This is a genomic window from Fictibacillus gelatini DSM 15865, from assembly GCF_000430745.1.
GTDB classification, from domain to species: domain Bacteria; phylum Bacillota; class Bacilli; order Bacillales; family Fictibacillaceae; genus Fictibacillus_A; species Fictibacillus_A gelatini.
On record NZ_AUMP01000002.1, the window covers coordinates 358680 to 372005 of the forward strand.

Genomic DNA, 13326 nt, shown 5'->3' on the forward strand with positions numbered 1-13326 from the left:
GGGGCTAGTTTTCAATGTGGATTTATGAAAAAAAACTTCAATATCCCGTTAGAGTAAGTACGTGCAACCCGAAGCTGGCAAAATTTTTAATTGAGCAATATGGAGGGGCTGATGGAGAGCTGGCCGCTGCATTGCGGTATTTAAACCAGCGTTACAGCATTCCGGATAAAGTTATTGGATTATTAACGGATATCGGTACAGAGGAATTCGCCCATCTCGAAATGATCGCGACAATGGTTTATAAATTAACGAAAGATGCAACGCCACAGCAACTTCGTGACGCCGGCCTTGAAGGCCATTATGCAGATCATGACAGTGCGCTTCATTATCATAATGCAGCTGGAATACCGTGGACAGCCACTTACATTCAGGCAAAGGGCGACCCGATAGCCGATCTTTACGAAGATATCGCGGCAGAGGAAAAAGCTCGGGCAACGTATCAATGGTTGATCAACATGTCAGATGATCCGGATTTAAATGACGGGCTTCGCTTTTTAAGGGAAAGAGAAATCGTTCATTCCCAGCGTTTCCGGGAAGCCGTGGAAATTTTAAAAGAAGAGCGCGATCGGAAGGTCTTTTTCTAAACCGCCAATTAGGCGGTTTTTTTAAAATAAAAACCATGGCTTTTTATAAAAGCCATGGTTTTAAACATTAAATATTTGCCTGTTTCTTTAGTTCTTCCGCTTTATCTGTTTTTTCCCACGGAAGTTCAACATCCGTGCGGCCAAAGTGACCGTAAGCAGCCGTTTGCTTATAAATCGGACGGCGAAGGTCGAGCATTCTTATAATACCTGCCGGACGAAGGTCAAAATTGTTGCGCACGAGTTCCACGAGAACTTCTTCGGACACTTTGCCAGTGCCAAATGTATCGACAGAAATGGATACCGGTTGCGCAACGCCGATCGCATAAGCAAGCTGAACTTCAACTTTTTCAGCAAGGCCAGCTGCAACAATATTTTTTGCTACATAGCGGGCCGCATAAGCAGCAGAACGGTCCACTTTTGTAGGATCCTTACCGGAAAATGCACCGCCGCCATGGCGAGCATAACCGCCATACGTATCAACAATAATTTTACGCCCAGTAAGCCCTGCATCCCCTTGAGGTCCGCCGATTACAAAGCGGCCAGTCGGATTGATGAAATATTTTGTTTTCTCATCAATTAACTCCTCTGGAACGACAGGTTTAATAACCTTCTCTTTCATATCCGCTTGAATTTGCTCTAAGCTAATCTCTGGATGATGCTGGGTTGAAATGACAATCGTATCAATACGAACCGGCTTTCCATTTTCATCATACTCAACTGTTACTTGTGTTTTTCCATCCGGACGCAAATAAGGCACTTCTTCCGATTTACGCACTTCAGCTAATCGGCGGGATAAACGGTGAGATAAAGAAATGGGAAGCGGCATTAATTCAGCTGTTTCGTTGCACGCGAATCCGAACATTAACCCCTGGTCACCTGCTCCGATGGCTTCAATCTCTGCATCCGTCATTGAACCTTCACGTGCTTCAAGGGCCTTGTCAACACCCATTGCTATATCCGCTGATTGTTCATCAATGGATGTAAGAACCGCGCACGTTTCAGAGTCAAAACCATACTTTGCACGATCATATCCGATTGCCTTAATTGTCTCACGGACAACCTTTGGAATATCGACATACGTAGATGTCGTAATTTCCCCGGCAACTAATACCAACCCGGTTGTTACAGACGTTTCGCAAGCTACGCGGGCATTCGGATCATTTGCTAAAATTTCATCTAAGATCGCATCGGAAATTTGATCGCAAATTTTATCCGGATGTCCTTCTGTTACAGATTCTGAAGTAAAAAGACGACGACTTACCTTTTTTGACAATTGAGGATCCTCCTTCTCCGAAAAGGGAATATAAGATACGGTACTCATTCCTATATATCAACAGTTTAAAACGTTCTAATGGACATAAAAAAAGCCTTTTCCATTACAAAACCACTTGAGGAAAAGGTCCATTCTTTAAAGCCTTCAACCTCTTATTTTCCAAGGTAAAGTTACCTTGCAGGTTAGCACCTTTTCACCTTCGAAGTAATCTCCTTCGTTTTTAGTGTCGGTTGCTGGGTTTCATAGGGCCTGTCCCTCCACCTACTCGGAATAAGAGTAGCCGTTCCCGAATTATAATAGCGTAGTTATATAGTGATGTCAACCTAAACATGAATAGCATTTGCATCACAAGCGAAAATTATTTTTATATGCTTGTATTTAATTTTTACTTATTATATATGTCTCTACTCATTCACCATTTCGCCATAAATCATGAACCTTTTTTTAAAAATCACAATAAAATAGTATACATCATTTGTTTTAATGTGTTATACTAATTCCAACTTAAACAAGTCATTAAAAAACTCTCTTAAAAGGATGGTTTTGCGTTCATGAATACCGTTGAATTCACAACTACATTAAATGATATCTTAAATAGTTCAAAAACATATCATAATCTGCCTGTTCCTATCTTAGTTGAAAAGGCGTTGCTGCGCAATGAAGGAAAGCTTTCTTCCACTGGTGCATTTCAGGCTGTTACCGGGAAATACACTGGCCGCTCACCGAAAGATAAATTTATTGTAGAGGATGAAAGCGTCAAAGACAAGATTGACTGGGGAGATGTCAACCAGCCGATTGCCCCGGAAAAATTTGATCTATTATATAAGAAAGTCCTTCAGTACTTAAGTGAAAAAGAAGAACTGTTTCACTTTAAAGGTTTTGCCGGTGCGGATCATGCATACCGTTTACCGATTCAAGTCATCAACGAATATGCATGGCATAATTTATTTGCCCATCAATTGTTCGTCCGTCCAAACGAAAAAGAAGTAAATGAATTAGAGCCGGAATTTACAATCGTTTCCGCTCCGGGGTTTCTTGCAGATCCAGAAGTTGATGGAACAAATTCTGAAACATTTATTATTGTTTCTTTCGAAAAACGTGTCGTATTAATCGGCGGAACCGAGTACGCAGGAGAAATGAAAAAATCCATCTTTTCCGTGATGAATTATTTGCTTCCTGAACAAGGAATCCTTTCAATGCACTGTTCTGCCAACGTTGGTCAAGAAGGAGACGTTGCCCTTTTCTTCGGATTATCCGGCACTGGAAAAACAACGCTTTCTGCTGACCCGAACCGCCGATTAATCGGTGATGATGAACACGGCTGGGCCAATACCGGTGTATTTAACATTGAAGGCGGCTGCTATGCGAAGTGCATCAACTTGTCTCAAGAGAAAGAACCACAAATTTGGAATGCGATTCGCTTTGGAACGGTTCTTGAAAATGTCATTCTTGATCCTGAAACGAGAGTGGCTGACTATAACGACTCAACATTAACAGAAAATACGCGTGCGGCTTATCCGATTGATGCGATTGATAATATTATTCAACCGAGTGTAGCAGGCCATCCAAATGCGATTATTTTCTTAACGGCTGATGCTTTTGGCGTATTGCCGCCAATCAGCAAATTAACAAAAGAACAGGCGATGTACCATTTCCTATCCGGATACACAAGCAAGCTTGCAGGAACAGAACGCGGAATCACTTCCCCGCAGGCAACATTCTCAACTTGCTTTGGAGCTCCATTCTTGCCGCTTGAAGCCACTGTTTATGCGGAAATGCTCGGTGAAAAGATCGATCAGCATGACGTTGAAGTCTTTTTAGTGAACACTGGCTGGTCCGGCGGAGAATACGGTGTTGGAAAACGCATGAACTTAAACTATACGAGAGCGATGGTTCAAGCAGCATTAGAAGGCGAATTAAAATCGGTTGAAACAGCGATTGACCCTGTATTCGGCCTTCACGTTCCGCTTCGTTGCCCTGGCGTGCCTGACCAAGTCCTTCAACCGAAGAAAACGTGGGACAATCCTGAAGAATATGACAAGAAAGCAAGAGAACTTGCCAACAAATTCAAAGAAAACTTCAAGAAATTCCAAAATGTGTCCGCTGCTATTCAAAACGCCGGCCCATTAGTATAACACATTAAATGAAGCCCGTCCTTGACGGGCTTCATTTTTTTGAAGAAAAGCAGGTTGATTATCTCCTCCTTCTAGTTATTTATGTTACAATATGGAAAAGGAGTGAAAGGCTTATGTCATCGGCTGTTGTTTTTTTGGGAAGCATTGCTTTATTTTACTTTTTAGTGATGATTCCCGTTCAATATTCCTACATTTCCGGCATAAAAGACAAGTTGAAAAGAACGAATCTTTCACAAGAACAATTATTTGAAAAAATGTCATTTGAAGAAGAACAACTTCACTTTTCTATTCAAGGCAATCCGTTCAATATACCTTCAACGATTGTAGCTAATCTCATATACAAATTACGTCATGGAAACAACTAAAGCACGGAAAAAAACGTGCTCTTTTTTTATTTTAAAAAATTACTTGTAAAACGACAACAGTGTCGATTATAATGAAAGCGACACTGTTGTCGTTTTTTAATTTTCGGAGGTGATTCTCGTGAAAGAGAAAACGGAAACATTATTTCACATTAAGCCGTATCGCTATTTGATTACCGGACAATTGGTTTCCAACCTGGGAGACTGGCTCAGTATTATGGCTGTTTTTACGGTAATGGGACTAAAGTGGCACGCCACACCCCTCGAAATGTCATTAACCATGCTAGCATTATGTTTGCCAAATGTTCTTTTCGGACCGATAACGGGCGTAATTGCGGATCGTTTTAATCGCAAACAGCTTATGATCATAACTGATATTTTGCGTGGACTTGCCATTTCCGGCTTAATTTTCGCGACTGAAATTTGGCATGTGTACATGTTGTTATTAGCCCTCCAAACGTTTTCATGCATATTTTTCCCTGCCAAAAATGGCATGTTGAAAGAAATTATACCTGATCAACATATGCAAGAAGCAGCATCTATTAGCTCGGTAATCGAAAGTGTCACAAAAATCGCAGGTCCGATGATTAGTGGCTTTTTAATCGCCCTTGCCGGAGCCCAAGTTGTTTTTCTCATCGATGCGATCAGTTATTTTTTATCCGCTTCTCTATTACTAATGCTCCCACAAAGTAAAATTTTTAAGGAAAGAAAAACAGATGAAAAAAGAACTTTTTTTCAAGATCTTCAAGAAGGATTATGTTATGTAAAAAAAGTTCCGCTCATTCTGTTTGGTACGCTACTCTTGTTTATCTCGATGCTCATTCTTCAACTCGCTGATTCACAATTTGTCGTTTTGATCAGAGAATTAAAAGAAGCCTCGCCGAAACTTGTCGGTATATTTATTACAGCATCTGGTGTCGGATTTTTAGTTTCCGGTTTATTGTTAACGAAATTAAAAATAAATTCAATTATTCGCGCTATGGCTTTCGGGGTCATCCTGCTTGGATTCGGTTACGGTTTGGACGGGTATTTTGCTTATTTACAAATAGCTAATCCGTATGTATGGGGGTCGATTATAACGTTTATCGCAGGCTTTGGAGCCGTATTTATTTTCGTCCCTTTCCAGGCCAGCATTCAGCGAAAGACACCTGTAACGATGACTGGCCGTGTCCAGGGTGTAATTAACAGCATTGTCAATTTTGCCGCGATCATCGGTCCCATAACAGGCGGTATTCTCGGTAATGTATTTGGTATTATCCCTGTTTTTATCGCTTCCGGCTTTGGACTTCTTCTTATCGGTATGGTAGCTTTTATAATGAGAAGAAAGATGGAACGGAGCGATTTAAATGCCGAAAGTATCTCACCAGCACAAGGAACAACGACGGCTTGAAATCATCACAGCGGGAAAGAAAGTGTTTATTCAAAAAGGCTATGAAGCTGCAACGATGCAAGATGTCATAGAAGAAGTAGGTTTAAGCCGCGGGGCGGTCTATTCCTATTTTTCCAATAAAGAAGATTTATTTCTTTCCGTCCTTGAAGTAATGGATCATCATAATTTTTTAGAATTGGAGCGGGATATTCAAAAAACTCCATCTGTTTGGACATTTTTTTTAAAGCTACTAAAAGGGTATCATTATGAAAGTAATGAAGAAGAACATCGTAGTATAGGCTGGGTTGCCGCTCAAAATGAATATTTTTACTCGGTTCGCCATATTCCTGAAAAACGGCAATTTATAAAAGAGCGTTATGAACAGTATGTAAAATTATTTAGCAACTATATTGAAAAAGGTGTACAAAAAAAGGAGTTTCATCCGATATTTCCAAATGACACCATCGTCCGATATATGTTTACCTTTACGGATGGCATGAATATGGCCGGTGTCTTTATAACTGCAGAAGATCATAAACGCGCCGAGCAAATCGAAGCACTTTTGTTAACGTTAAAATATATGCTCGGTATCCAGAAAGAAACGGATAAGCAAAAATAGCGCTTATCCGTTTTCCTCTGGAGAATGGCTTTTCATCCAATCGCATAATGCTTTTGTTATCTTCCGTTTTTCCCTTGGCGGAAAGTGATGGGTAAATTGCGGGTAAAGCCATTCTTCATGTTCCTTTCCAAGCTTCGCTAAACAGCGCTTCATTTGCAATGTGTGCTCTACGTTCACGTTTTCATCACACATGCCGTGGATCATTAAGAGGGGTACTTGAAGGTCGTGACAATAATATAAAGGAGAGCGCCATTCGTATTCTTCCGAGTATTTGTCAGGGCTGCCGCCGATGACCCGTTTCATCATCCGCCGCAAATCAACCCTTTCTTCATACGTCCACCGCATTTCCGTCACTCCTCCCCATGTCACAACCGACCGGATTTCCGGAAACTTTATTGCTGTAAAAAGAGCCATCGGGCCTCCCCTTGAAAAACCGAATACATGAATATCATTTTCTTTTACTTGAGGAAGCGACTTTAAGACGGTATATGCATGGAATGCATCGTAGCGGTCTTTCCCGGCAAAATCTTCATTCCCCTCTCCACCTTCGTTTCCGCGATAAAACGGAGCTAGAACGACAAACCCGTGTGCGGCAAACTCGATGAGTCTTGCAGGACGGACCATTCCGACTTTTTTGATGCCTCCGCGCAAGTACAAAAGCCCTGGCAGCGGTTTAGATACAATCGGTACGGAAAGCATCCCTTTCACTTTTAATCCTTCACTTAAATACGTCACTTTATATAACTCAATGTTCGGATGCGGTGAAGGAAATCTTTGTTTATAGATGATCTTCTCGCTATGTATCACCGTAAGAACCTCCGTTCCAATGTTTGTTCCCATTTCCACTTCAAACAAAATAACGTTACCTATTTTGTTCTAGGCAAACACACAATTAAATGCTCCTACATAAAGTATTACATAAAACAATAACTTCATCCTAATCTAAAGGAGTTGAACACAATGAAAGGGATTAAAGCAAAGATCTCCCTTCTTGTTTCCCTGGTGCTTTTATCATGTGTTCTCATCAGCGCTTGCTCGAAATCGTCCATATCTAAAAAACAAACAACGGTTAGGGTCGCGGAAGTCACTCGCTCTATCTTTTACGCACCACAATATGTCGCAATTGAAAAAGGTTTTTTTAAAAAAGAAGGGATTAAAGTCGACTTAAAAACAACGTGGGGCGGGGATAAAACGATGACTGCCTTACTCTCCAATGGAACAGATATTGCTCTCGTCGGATCAGAAACTTCCATTTATGTTTATGCGCAAGGGGCAAGCGACCCGGTCATTAATTTTGCCGCGCTCACTCAGACAGACGGAACATTCCTCGTTGCCCGAAAAAAACCGGCTGTCTTCTCGTGGGAACAGCTTAAAGGAAAAGAATATTTGGGTCAACGAAAAGGCGGCATGCCAGAAATGGCGGGCGAATTCACATTAAAAAAACATGGCATTGACCCGCATAAGGATATTAAGCTGAACCAGAGCATCGATTACGCGAATATTCCTAATGCTTTTGCTGCTGGTACCGGTGATTATGTGCAATTATTTGAGCCGCAGGCAAGTTTATTTGAGAAAAAAGGAATTGGCTACATCGTCGCTTCATTCGGCTCGGAATCTGGAAAATTACCGTATACGTCCTATATGGCAAAACAAGGTTACTTAAAAGAGAACAAAGACGTTATTGAACGATTTACAAGGGCCCTTTATAAGGCGCAATTATGGGTGGAAAACCATTCCGCTAAAGAAACGGCGAAAGTTATTGCTCCTTATTTTGAGGATACTCCGATGGACATTATCGAAACCGTTGTTGATCGTTATAAAAATCAACACAGCTATGCAACAAGCCCGATTTTAGAAGAAAACGCCTGGAATCACTTATTAACGATCATGCAAGAAGCAGGCGAATTACCGAAAAAAGTAGATTACAAAACGTTAGTCAATTCCGAAATTGCTAAGAAAGCAGTGAAATAATAAACTGGAGGGATCGAAGTGGCCTTTTTGCAATTAAAGTCGATTGGTCAGACGTATTTTTCGAAACGGACGGCCACGACGGCCTTAGAAAATGTAACGTTATCGGTTCATGAGGGGGAATTTGTTTCCTTCCTTGGCCCGAGCGGATGCGGGAAATCTACGTTGTTATCGATCATCGCCGGGCTCCTTGCGCCCACAGAGGGAGAAATTTTCCTTGAAGAACAGCCGATCAACGGACCGCATCCGAAGATAGGCTACATGCTTCAACAAGATTATCTTTTTCCGTGGAAGACGATTAAAGAAAATGTTTTGCTTGGATTAAAACTACGTGGCCAATTGAATGAGGAACAAGTATCCAATGCATTATCCCTTTTAGATGAAATTGGATTATCTCACGTTCTCGATCAATATCCTATGCAACTTTCCGGGGGGATGCGGCAGCGTGTGGCACTCGTAAGAACGCTCGCAACGAACCCCAAAATCTTGTTGCTCGATGAACCTTTCTCCGCTTTAGATTACCAGACCAAATTAAAGCTCGAAGATCTTGTCTCTTTTCTACTGTCAGAGTACGATAAAACGGCGATACTCGTCACCCATGATATCGGGGAGGCGATCGCCATGAGCGACCGTGTCATTTTATTTTCAAAAAATCCCGGGTACATTTATCAAACGTTTAACATGCCCGAAACGCTTAAGAAGCTTACCCCCTTTGAGACGCGCCAGCACCCGGATTACTCAGTCATGTTCCAGCAAATATGGAAGGAGTTGAAGAACATTGAAGAAAACAATAGTGACTAAAACGCATGCTGATTTTTTAAAAAACATAAAAAAAGAAAAACGCCATGTTCTTCTTATTCAGCTTTTCATCTTCTTCGCGTTTTTCGTTTGTTGGGAACTGTTTTCAAGACAAAAATGGATCGATCCGTTGCTCTTTAGTTCACCGGGAAAAATTTGGGGACTATTTGTAACAAAAATCAGCGACGGCAGTTTATTTGTTCACATAGGCATGACCTTATCGGAAACGATTATCGGGTTTCTTTTAGGCACGTTGTTCGGAACAATGCTTGCTACATTATTATGGTGGATACCGTTTCTTTCGAAAGTGCTTGAACCATATTTAGTCATTTTAAATGCGATGCCGAAAGTTGCTCTTGGACCGATCTTGATCGTCGTCCTTGGACCCAACTTTTCATCCATCCTGGCGATGGGAATATTAATCTCTGTCATTATTACAACGATCGTCATTTTTACAGCATTTAACAATGTCGATCCAAACTATATTAAAGTTGTCCGTTCTTTTGGAGGATCGAAATTTCAATGTTTCAAAGAAGTCGTTCTGCCTGCCTGTTTTCCAACAATCATTTCAACATTAAAAGTAAATGTCGGACTATCATGGGTTGGCGTGATTGTCGGGGAGTATCTCGTTTCTAAACAGGGCCTTGGCTACATGATTATTTACGGATTTCAGGTGTTTAATTTTACCCTTGTCCTTCTCAGTCTTCTTATCATCGCCGTTTTAGCGACAATCATGTACCAGCTCGTCGATTTCCTGGAGAAAAAACTGATAAAAAATCGTTAAAGGCTATTTACTAAAGTAATAGCCTTTTTCTCATAAAAATTTTTTCCGGGCATAGTCTATACTTTGAATTAAAACTTGATCTTTCATCATAAAGCTGAAGCGTTCATTGTTTTCCATCTGATTCGGCAGATCATCCAACAATACTGGGCCATTTGTTTCGTAATAACGGTCTTTTAATAAAATTTTGTCCACTGTCGCAAAATAAATGTTTTTAATAATAATGCCGCCCTTTCCATCCACCTTATATTGCCCCATATAATTTAACGTCGCTACATGGCCACCCGTTTCTTCAAACACTTCACGCTTTGCTGCAATTTCGGCCGTTTCACCGGGCTCCACTTTACCGCCGGGAAATTCAAGCCCTCTTCTCGGGTGTTCAGTAAGAAGCCACTGTTCTTTAAAACGGCAAATGACCCAAACATGTTTTGGCTCCTTCGAAAAAGGATGGTCTTCAAACGAAAGTTTAACGGTGTTATCGTAGTAATCTTTAAACGTAATCATTTCCATGTGATAAACTCCATCTCAAGGTAAGTTTCTTCTATTTTAATGAAAATAGCTGCCATTTGTCCAATTTCTACGGAAGAAAAGCACATGGAATACACTCCATGTGCTTTATTTTATAGAAACTGAAGAAATGATCCAGCGGCCGTTGTTCCATAAAAAATCCATTTTTATTGTATAGATACCATCTAATTCATTGGAATTATGTTGAATTAGATGGTATGATGTGTTTGATGTCTTTTTTAAATGATAATTCTCTTCAGGATTAAACCACGGAGGGAGATCGGTTGGAATTACGTACAAACCATCGTTCTTCTCCTCGAATAACAAATCCACGTATTTTTTTGCTACGCTTCTTGAAGCTACTTTTTGCAATTGGTTAATTAATTCCTTTTTTGACGAAACTCCAAGTACTTTATAATGGCTATTCGACTTAGGATTTAACTTCTTTATAAACTCTCTTGCCAAAAGTTCTACATTGGGCTTCGGCTTCACGTTCTCTTTAGTCGCTACATCTTTTGTTGCCACAGGCACCATAGATACCTTCTCTGTTTTTTCAACTGGCACTTGCGTGTTAGGAGTTGCTGAAAAGGTTACTAAAAATGCAAGAATACTGCTGACTGCTAATTTCATCATGAATCACCGCCCATAAAGTTTTCTCGTTCTTCATAATAGCTTGCCAAAAAATGAACCGTTATAGTTTACCCATTCCTTTTATTCGGATCAAAAAAACATGTTTTTGAATAAAAAGAATGGAACTTTGGTAGAAAGCTTGCATAATATGAAAAGGTGTCTGATTTTTAACACCTTCTTGTCCTTGTTTTTTTTCCAAGCTCGTAAAGGCCTGTCGCAGCCAGGCCCGCTATACCGCCAGACCACATGCGAAGCACCGTTTGCAGATCTGTAAACGGGTAAGCAACGATCCCAACAAAAATTCCGATAAAAAAACTAATTAATGGAATATACTTTTTTTTAACGGTTAATGTCCGTTTGATTAACTCTACTAAACCTGTAACAAGGGGGGTCAGTAATGAGGCAAACATCAACATTTGTTCCATTCTTACTCCTCCTCGCTCGACTTTTTTCACCGATGAAGTGTCATGTGTGTAATGCCTTTTTTTGGCACATACTAAACATAGGTTAATAACCGTAAGATCATGTAAGACAGGAGTGGAACGTACGAATGTGTAAAGAAGACGATCTTTATCTTCTAAAGTTAGAGTCTAATGAATTATCTTGGTGGGAATACGCGAGAAAAGTGTTACCCGAAAATAGGCCAAATGAATATATGACTTATTGGTCATATTTAAAAAATAAAGGGAAAATTCCAAGACGATTAATTAAGGAAGCAGAATGGCGTATGGAGGCACGGAGAAAAGGGTTACTAGACACATAACGGCCCTCTTAGGCAGAGGGCCGTTATTCTTTTAAACACCAGCATTATGTAACCGAACAAGCAGATCATTTAGCTGCCTGGTGCGCCGTTCCTCAGAACCTTTTAAACCAAGCTCTATTTCCGCCAGCTCTGAACTCACCAATTCTTTTGCATACCTTTGATTTAATAATACGTCAACAAGCAACTCTTTTTCCTGGTCACTTAAAACGATTGTTCTTTTTTCCATGCAACTCTCCCCTTTTCCGCTTTTTCCGCCAAAATTAAAGCGGTTGACACCTTCATTATACGTGCGACAACGGGAAAGCGCTTTATGAAACTAATGGAAATCGAAACGAAAAGATCTCTCTTCTCGTTTCACTATCAATTCCAAACTATAAAGATGTCCGTTATGCCCTATCCTTTTTCATCTGATTTAGCTGCAGGACTTGCTCCACTCTTCATAGACAGATTGCGGTGCATTCCAACAAAGCCAGGATACCATTGTCTTCAAACCATTATTGTTGACATACCAGTATTCATAGCGCCTTTTTGAAAGATTTCTGTAAATTCCTGTTTTGTTTACGATACTATCCATCATACATCGCCTCCTATCTTTTATACTAAAATTCTAGATTTTCAGAAATTATCCTTCAAAAATAAATCGCAATAATTGACAAGAATGTCGAATGATGACCTGGAGAACAAAACCTTGTTCAAAAATTTTCCGGAAACGAATAAAAGAGCATCGATTTTAATGCTCTTTCATAACAGCAGCCTCCTCGGCCGAAACCTTCTCGTGATCATCGGAAAAAAAATAAGAATCCAACCGCTTATCGTCTATGCAGTTTTGAACGAGTTCATGCATTTGCACAATCCTTCGTTGATGCTTTATCAGTACAACATGGCTGATAAGGAACCAACTGACCATAAATAGCAATGTTTTGACTACACTTTCTTGTGTTAACATGAAATCATCAATACGAAAGATTCCAAGAATGAAGCTGGATAGCAGACCTAGAAAGATTGCCGCTGCGCTTGCAATGGTTTTAAGGCTTCTCACACTTTGCTTTAACGCAACCAATTCCGTTTCTAGCAACCGTAATTCTCCTGTTCTTAAGCTAAGCAATTGGCTTCGTACATATTTAAGATTCATTAACATCCCTTTAGATTTTTCTTTCTTTAAGAGACTTTCCATAAATAATTTTAATTCGTATGAGGAGCTTAAATCATTCTTTATTTTGCGGTGAATGAAATTATGAAAATAATAATATCGGATAAGAAATTCTATTGCAGCGATAACTGCAGAAATAACGAGTAAGGTCCAGGCAAACTGAAACCAAAAATTTTGAAATGCCGTTTCAATCAATTCTTTAATTGTCAAATATTCGGAACTGGCCTTTGCCCATATAAGTTTTCCAACAAGTACGACAAGTTTTATGATATCTTCCACAAGCCGTTTCCTCCTTGCCCCAACGATCTCTATATCTATTTCTATCATACCATTTTTATCTAGTAAATTCTCCCTTTAATTATTTCTTTCGCTACCGCACCCCTTTAC

The 13326-nt window shown here is 40.2% G+C and carries 16 protein-coding genes and 1 riboswitch; of the genes, 8 read left to right on the top strand and 8 right to left on the bottom strand.

Features of this window, described 5'->3' with window-relative positions:
• Positions 1 to 14: 14 nt before the first annotated feature.
• Positions 15 to 584, top strand: a complete 570-nt coding sequence (locus tag H538_RS0104860; RefSeq protein ID WP_026676656.1) for a manganese catalase family protein — start codon at positions 15 to 17, stop codon at positions 582 to 584.
• A 67-nt stretch (positions 585 to 651) separates the two neighbouring features.
• On the opposite strand, the gene metK is transcribed toward H538_RS0104860, so the two are convergent.
• A complete protein-coding gene (metK, locus tag H538_RS0104865) occupies positions 652 to 1857 on the bottom strand; it encodes a methionine adenosyltransferase (RefSeq protein WP_026676657.1) in 1206 nt (401 codons plus the stop codon).
• A gap of 149 nt (positions 1858 to 2006) precedes the next feature.
• A riboswitch (SAM riboswitch) is annotated at positions 2007 to 2134 on the bottom strand.
• A gap of 274 nt (positions 2135 to 2408) precedes the next feature.
• Here metK and pckA point away from each other — a divergent pair.
• The 4 genes from pckA (at position 2409) to H538_RS0104885 (ending at position 6342) form a co-directional block, all read left to right on the top strand.
• Positions 2409 to 3992 (top strand): phosphoenolpyruvate carboxykinase (ATP), encoded by a 1584-nt coding sequence (gene pckA / locus H538_RS0104870; protein ID WP_026676658.1) that lies wholly within the window; start codon positions 2409 to 2411, stop codon positions 3990 to 3992.
• Positions 3993 to 4105: 113 nt separating this feature from the next.
• Positions 4106 to 4357, top strand: coding sequence for a DUF3949 domain-containing protein (locus H538_RS0104875; RefSeq protein WP_026676659.1), 252 nt, complete (start codon positions 4106 to 4108; stop codon positions 4355 to 4357).
• Positions 4358 to 4475: 118 nt separating this feature from the next.
• On the top strand, positions 4476 to 5744 hold the full coding sequence (locus H538_RS23075) for an MFS transporter (protein ID WP_051291270.1): 1269 nt from the start codon (positions 4476 to 4478) through the stop codon (positions 5742 to 5744).
• The gene (locus H538_RS0104885) at positions 5701 to 6342 is read left to right on the top strand and encodes a TetR/AcrR family transcriptional regulator (protein WP_026676660.1); all 642 of its coding nucleotides are present in this window, start codon (positions 5701 to 5703) and stop codon (positions 6340 to 6342) included. The genes H538_RS23075 and H538_RS0104885 overlap by 44 nt, the downstream gene beginning before the upstream one ends.
• Positions 6343 to 6345: 3 nt before the next feature.
• Here H538_RS0104885 and H538_RS0104890 read toward each other — a convergent pair whose 3' ends face one another.
• Positions 6346 to 7146 carry an alpha/beta hydrolase family protein gene (locus H538_RS0104890; RefSeq protein ID WP_026676661.1) on the bottom strand — a complete coding sequence of 267 codons (801 nt, stop codon included), beginning with the start codon at positions 7144 to 7146 and terminating at the stop codon, positions 6346 to 6348.
• Positions 7147 to 7302: 156 nt separating this feature from the next.
• Here H538_RS0104890 and H538_RS0104895 point away from each other — a divergent pair, with 156 nt between their 5' ends.
• The 3 genes from H538_RS0104895 to H538_RS0104905 are packed head-to-tail and all read left to right on the top strand — an operon-like array spanning position 7303 to position 9892.
• Entirely contained in the window at positions 7303 to 8313 is a 1011-nt protein-coding gene (locus H538_RS0104895) for an ABC transporter substrate-binding protein (RefSeq protein WP_026676662.1), read from the top strand.
• An 18-nt stretch (positions 8314 to 8331) separates the two neighbouring features.
• The gene (locus tag H538_RS0104900) at positions 8332 to 9111 is read left to right on the top strand and encodes an ABC transporter ATP-binding protein (protein ID WP_026676663.1); all 780 of its coding nucleotides are present in this window, start codon (positions 8332 to 8334) and stop codon (positions 9109 to 9111) included.
• Positions 9089 to 9892 carry an ABC transporter permease gene (locus H538_RS0104905; protein WP_051291272.1) on the top strand — a complete coding sequence of 268 codons (804 nt, stop codon included), beginning with the start codon at positions 9089 to 9091 and terminating at the stop codon, positions 9890 to 9892. The genes H538_RS0104900 and H538_RS0104905 overlap by 23 nt, the downstream gene beginning before the upstream one ends.
• 30 nt (positions 9893 to 9922) lie before the next feature.
• On the opposite strand, the gene ytkD is transcribed toward H538_RS0104905, so the two are convergent.
• The 6 genes from ytkD to H538_RS0104945 all read right to left on the bottom strand — a co-directional run bounded on the left by ytkD (position 9923) and on the right by H538_RS0104945 (position 13218).
• Positions 9923 to 10393 carry an RNA deprotection pyrophosphohydrolase gene (gene ytkD / locus H538_RS0104910; protein ID WP_035350161.1) on the bottom strand — a complete coding sequence of 157 codons (471 nt, stop codon included), beginning with the start codon at positions 10391 to 10393 and terminating at the stop codon, positions 9923 to 9925.
• 111 nt (positions 10394 to 10504) lie between these two features.
• Complete coding sequence (locus H538_RS0104920) at positions 10505 to 11029, bottom strand: hypothetical protein (protein WP_026676666.1); 525 nt, start codon at positions 11027 to 11029, stop codon at positions 10505 to 10507.
• 164 nt (positions 11030 to 11193) lie between these two features.
• Positions 11194 to 11451 carry a holin gene (locus tag H538_RS0104925; RefSeq protein WP_026676667.1) on the bottom strand — a complete coding sequence of 86 codons (258 nt, stop codon included), beginning with the start codon at positions 11449 to 11451 and terminating at the stop codon, positions 11194 to 11196.
• Between the two features lie 369 nt (positions 11452 to 11820).
• On the bottom strand, positions 11821 to 12015 hold the full coding sequence (abbA, locus tag H538_RS0104935) for an antirepressor AbbA (RefSeq protein WP_026676669.1): 195 nt from the start codon (positions 12013 to 12015) through the stop codon (positions 11821 to 11823).
• Between the two features lie 186 nt (positions 12016 to 12201).
• On the bottom strand, positions 12202 to 12366 hold the full coding sequence (locus H538_RS25960) for a hypothetical protein (protein ID WP_154657896.1): 165 nt from the start codon (positions 12364 to 12366) through the stop codon (positions 12202 to 12204).
• A 153-nt stretch (positions 12367 to 12519) separates the two neighbouring features.
• Positions 12520 to 13218 carry a hypothetical protein gene (locus H538_RS0104945; protein ID WP_026676670.1) on the bottom strand — a complete coding sequence of 233 codons (699 nt, stop codon included), beginning with the start codon at positions 13216 to 13218 and terminating at the stop codon, positions 12520 to 12522.
• Between the last annotated feature and the right edge of the window lie 108 nt (positions 13219 to 13326).

Excerpts from the sequence above, each read along its gene's own strand:
- pckA (WP_026676658.1), top strand. The coding sequence starts at position 2,409 with ATGAATACCGTTGAATTCACAACTACATTAAATGATATCTTAAATAGT.
- H538_RS0104895 (WP_026676662.1), top strand. The coding sequence starts at position 7,303 with ATGAAAGGGATTAAAGCAAAGATCTCCCTTCTTGTTTCCCTGGTGCTT.
- H538_RS0104920 (WP_026676666.1), bottom strand. The coding sequence starts at position 11,029 with ATGATGAAATTAGCAGTCAGCAGTATTCTTGCATTTTTAGTAACCTTT.
- H538_RS0104875 (WP_026676659.1), top strand. The coding sequence starts at position 4,106 with ATGTCATCGGCTGTTGTTTTTTTGGGAAGCATTGCTTTATTTTACTTT.
- H538_RS25960 (WP_154657896.1), bottom strand. The coding sequence starts at position 12,366 with ATGATGGATAGTATCGTAAACAAAACAGGAATTTACAGAAATCTTTCA.
- H538_RS0104860 (WP_026676656.1), top strand. The coding sequence starts at position 15 with ATGTGGATTTATGAAAAAAAACTTCAATATCCCGTTAGAGTAAGTACG.
- H538_RS0104885 (WP_026676660.1), top strand. The coding sequence starts at position 5,701 with ATGCCGAAAGTATCTCACCAGCACAAGGAACAACGACGGCTTGAAATC.
- abbA (WP_026676669.1), bottom strand. The coding sequence starts at position 12,015 with ATGGAAAAAAGAACAATCGTTTTAAGTGACCAGGAAAAAGAGTTGCTT.
- ytkD (WP_035350161.1), bottom strand. The coding sequence starts at position 10,393 with ATGATTACGTTTAAAGATTACTACGATAACACCGTTAAACTTTCGTTT.
- H538_RS0104925 (WP_026676667.1), bottom strand. The coding sequence starts at position 11,451 with ATGGAACAAATGTTGATGTTTGCCTCATTACTGACCCCCCTTGTTACA.